This window comes from Mesorhizobium sp. M5C.F.Ca.IN.020.32.2.1 (assembly GCF_004023105.1).
Taxonomy (GTDB): Bacteria; Pseudomonadota; Alphaproteobacteria; order Rhizobiales; family Rhizobiaceae; genus Mesorhizobium; species Mesorhizobium wenxiniae.
This window is the reverse complement of sequence record NZ_RZSX01000730.1, coordinates 1-3,279: the sequence shown is the minus strand read 5'-3', so window position 1 is coordinate 3,279 and position 3,279 is coordinate 1. Positions and strand designations below refer to the sequence as shown.

At 60.7% G+C, this 3,279-nt stretch carries 4 protein-coding genes and 1 pseudogene; 1 reads left to right on the top strand and 4 read right to left on the bottom strand.

Annotated elements, in window-relative coordinates:
- From EOA86_RS27835 to lptC, 4 genes and pseudogenes are all read right to left on the bottom strand, one after another.
- Window positions 1-290, bottom strand: a pseudogene (locus tag EOA86_RS27835) (RNA polymerase sigma-54 factor); the annotation flags it as partial.
- 191 nt (window positions 291-481) lie between these two features.
- Window positions 482-1,300, bottom strand: coding sequence for an LPS export ABC transporter ATP-binding protein (gene lptB, locus EOA86_RS27830; protein WP_127208664.1), 819 nt, complete (start codon window positions 1,298-1,300; stop codon window positions 482-484).
- Window positions 1,300-1,917: an LptA/OstA family protein gene (locus EOA86_RS27825; protein ID WP_127208665.1), complete on the bottom strand. Its 618-nt coding sequence runs from the start codon at window positions 1,915-1,917 to the stop codon at window positions 1,300-1,302. The genes lptB and EOA86_RS27825 overlap by 1 nt, the downstream gene beginning before the upstream one ends.
- A complete protein-coding gene (gene lptC, locus EOA86_RS27820; RefSeq protein ID WP_065010138.1) occupies window positions 1,904-2,617 on the bottom strand; it encodes an LPS export ABC transporter periplasmic protein LptC in 714 nt (237 codons plus the stop codon). Before lptC ends, EOA86_RS27825 begins: the two co-directional genes overlap by 14 nt.
- A 319-nt stretch (window positions 2,618-2,936) precedes the next feature.
- On the opposite strand from lptC, the gene EOA86_RS27815 reads away from it, so the two are divergent.
- A partial coding sequence (locus tag EOA86_RS27815) for an ATP-dependent Clp protease proteolytic subunit (protein WP_206630150.1) occupies window positions 2,937-3,279 on the top strand: 343 nt, incomplete at its 3' end.

The window sequence follows — 3,279 nt, the reverse complement described above, 5'->3', positions numbered from 1 at the left end:
GAACTATCGAGCTTTTCCGAGATCGCCTCGGCGCTCCACGCCGTTTCCTTCTCGAACCAATCGCCGTCGGTGGCCGTTTCCGGCGCGGCATCGATCTTCTGCGCCTGGTCGCTGACGGAATCGTCCTGCGGCTCGGCGCGCCCGAGCAGAGGATTGCGCTCGATCTCGTCGTCAATGAAGCGTTCCAGCTCGATGTGGGTGAACTGCAGCAGCCGTATCGACTGCATGAGTTGCGGCGTCATCACCAGCGACTGGGATTGTCGTAGCTGTAGTTTTGCCGCCAACGCCATGGTTCGGTTTCAAACGCCCTGTCTACGCATCCGGACTGCCGGAAGGAGTCGGGCATAGAAACTGGCCCGGCTTTTGCTTGTCAAGGCGACGGCGATCAAAACTCGCCTGTCGGTGCTTTATTTGGAAGAGAAATCGGAGAAAAAAGGCTGGTCTCGCGCCAAAAATCGCGTTTCGAGGAGAATTTTCCCGCTTAGAGTGTAAATCCCTCACCGAGATAAAGCCGCCGCACATCCGGGTTTGCGACCACTTCGTCGGCCCGGCCATGGGTCAGCACCTGCCCGGCATGGATGATGTAGGCGCGGTCGATCAGGCCGAGCGTCTCGCGGACATTGTGATCGGTGATGAGCACGCCGATGCCACGCGCCGTCAGATGACGCACGAGTTGCTGGATATCGGCGACGGCGATCGGATCTATGCCAGCGAAAGGCTCGTCGAGCAGCATGTATGCGGGGCGGGTCGCCAGTGCGCGCGCGATTTCAAGGCGCCGCCGCTCGCCGCCGGAAAGCGACAGCGACGGGGCTTTGCGCAGATGGCTGATGTGAAACTCATCGAGCAGTTCGTCGAGACTGTGTTCGCGCTTTTTGCGGTTCTTTTCGACCACTTCGAGCACGGCACGGATGTTTTGCTCGACGCTCAAGCCGCGAAAGATCGACGCTTCCTGCGGAAGGTAGCCGATGCCGAGGCGGGCGCGGCGGTACATCGGCATCGAGGTGACATCGAAGCCGTCGATTTCGATTGTGCCTTCGTCGACCGGCACAAGGCCGGTGACCATGTAGAAGCAGGTCGTCTTGCCGGCGCCGTTGGGACCGAGCAGTCCGACCGCTTCACCGGCGCGCACGCCGATCGTCACGCCGCTGACAACTTTGCGGCCCTTGTAGCTCTTGGTCAGGCCCTTGGCGATCAAGGTTCCTTTGAACTTTACCTGGTCGACGCTGACCGTGGCCGGTGCCGCAAGTTTGCTGGCGACGCGTGATGGAAGACGCGCCATCAGCGATGCTACGTCGACCATCAGGGGTTCGCCGCTCCCGACTTCGCCGGCGGCGTGATCGACATCATGACGCGGCCCCCGCAGGCGTCGACCTGAGCCAGGCCGCTCTTCATCTGCACGGTGAGCTTACAGCCGACCAGTACATTGTCACCTTGCGAAAGCACGACCTTGCTGCCTGAAAGCACCAGCACTTCCGTCTTCATGTCGAAGGTGCCGCTGTCGCCGGTGGCGACCTGGTCGTCCGATTTGATATAGACCTTGTTGGCGACCTCCAGGCGGTCGATGTTGGCCGAGCCGGTCATCGCGGCACCTGCGGCCTGCGCATCCTTGGCGTCAGCGTCGGCGTCCTTGACGTAATAGACCGTCATCTTGCCGGCCTTGAGCAAGGTCGGACCCTGGACGACGCTTACATTGCCTGTGAACACGGCGACGCTATCCGCCTGGCGGACCTCGAGCTTATCGCTTTCGATCTGGATGGGCTTGTCGCCGGACAGTTTGAGGCCCGACAGCTGGCTGGTGGCCTTGGACTGCGCCAGAGCCGGCGCCGTCCCCAACCCCAGGACCAGCCCCAAAGCCAACGCAAGGGCCGGCAACGCCGAAGCTGCGGCCACGAGCCGTGTCGAACTACTGAACCGCATTGGATTCTCCGCTCATTGCCTCTGCCGCCTTCAAGCTGGCGGGATCGATGTTGACACGCACTCTGTTCTCGAAAACCACGATCTTGCCGTTGTCTTGGATCGACATCGACTCTGCGGTGATCCGCGACCCGCCGCGGCTGACGTCGACCGGATCGTTCGTCTTCATAGTGCCTTTGCCCATATCGAGAAAGACTGATTTGAACTTTGCCGCCAAGCCATCGGTGGTGGTTATGGTGACATCGCTGGTCAGGCTCATCGTGTTGCCATCGCGATTATAGGTGCCGTGCGAGGCATTGATGGCCGCCACATTGTCGGTCGATATCGGCAGCTTGGCGTCGATGCCCTCCAAGTTGATGATTCCTTGCTTGGTCACGTCCTGTATGGCGCGCAAGGCCGTCATGGAATAGGGCAGTTTCTGCTTGGTGAACCCGTTGAGCTTGGGATTGGCCATCACCAGCTTGCCATTGGCGAAGGCGCTGCCGTCGGCCTGGACCTGAATTGAGCCAGGCGCCGCGAGATAGGAATAGACCGGGAAGGCGACCGCGATCGCGGCAGCGGCCAGCGGCACCGCCAGCTTCAATATCCGCACGCGGCGCGAATGGCGCTGGGCAATGCCGAAGGCGTCGACCCGCGCCGGGCCTACGTCCGGGGGAGCCAACTCCGTCTCGGTGTTGGTCGGTTCAATCGGTCGCGCTAACATAACTGCTTTCTTTTAAACCCCTGCCGCCAAGCACCCCTATAGGTGGGATGCCGGCGCCCTCAAGCAAGCACAAGCGGAGGAAAACCGCAAAAGTGTGACGGTTGCTGTTGCACAAACGAAAATGAAACCGGCACAACTTGCATGTCATACCAGATACAGGCGGGCAGCGTTAGGGGCCTGTGGATTGGTCTTAACATCTCTTGAAACGCCGGTTCGCGGACGTCGAGACCTGTCTTTGGCGCAAGCTCGTCAGGAATCGGTAGCCGGGCGCGGATGGTTGCTTTAAAAGCATCTGCTTCCACCGACTATGAGGCTGACCATGGCACTGAGAGCCGACGACCTGATCGACCGCCGCCGCTTGCGCCGCAAGCTGACATTCTGGCGCGTTGCAGCGCTTGTTGTCGCAGCAGCCGGGCTGATTGCCTTTTCGAGCTGGATTTACGGTGACGACTTCACCGGCACGGCGGTCGACCATATCGCCAAGGTCAAGATCGAGGGCACCATTACCGAAGACGAAGACCTGATCAAACAACTCGAGACCATCCGTCAATCCTCGAGGGTGAAAGCGGTGATCCTGTCGATCGATTCACCGGGCGGCACCACCGTCGGGGGCGAATCGATCTACGAGGCAGTGCGCAAGCTGGCCGCCGAGAAGCCGGTGG

Excerpts from the sequence above, each read along its gene's own strand:
- lptB (WP_127208664.1), bottom strand. The coding sequence starts at position 1,300 with ATGGTCGACGTAGCATCGCTGATGGCGCGTCTTCCATCACGCGTCGCC.
- EOA86_RS27825 (WP_127208665.1), bottom strand. The coding sequence starts at position 1,917 with ATGCGGTTCAGTAGTTCGACACGGCTCGTGGCCGCAGCTTCGGCGTTG.
- lptC (WP_065010138.1), bottom strand. The coding sequence starts at position 2,617 with ATGTTAGCGCGACCGATTGAACCGACCAACACCGAGACGGAGTTGGCT.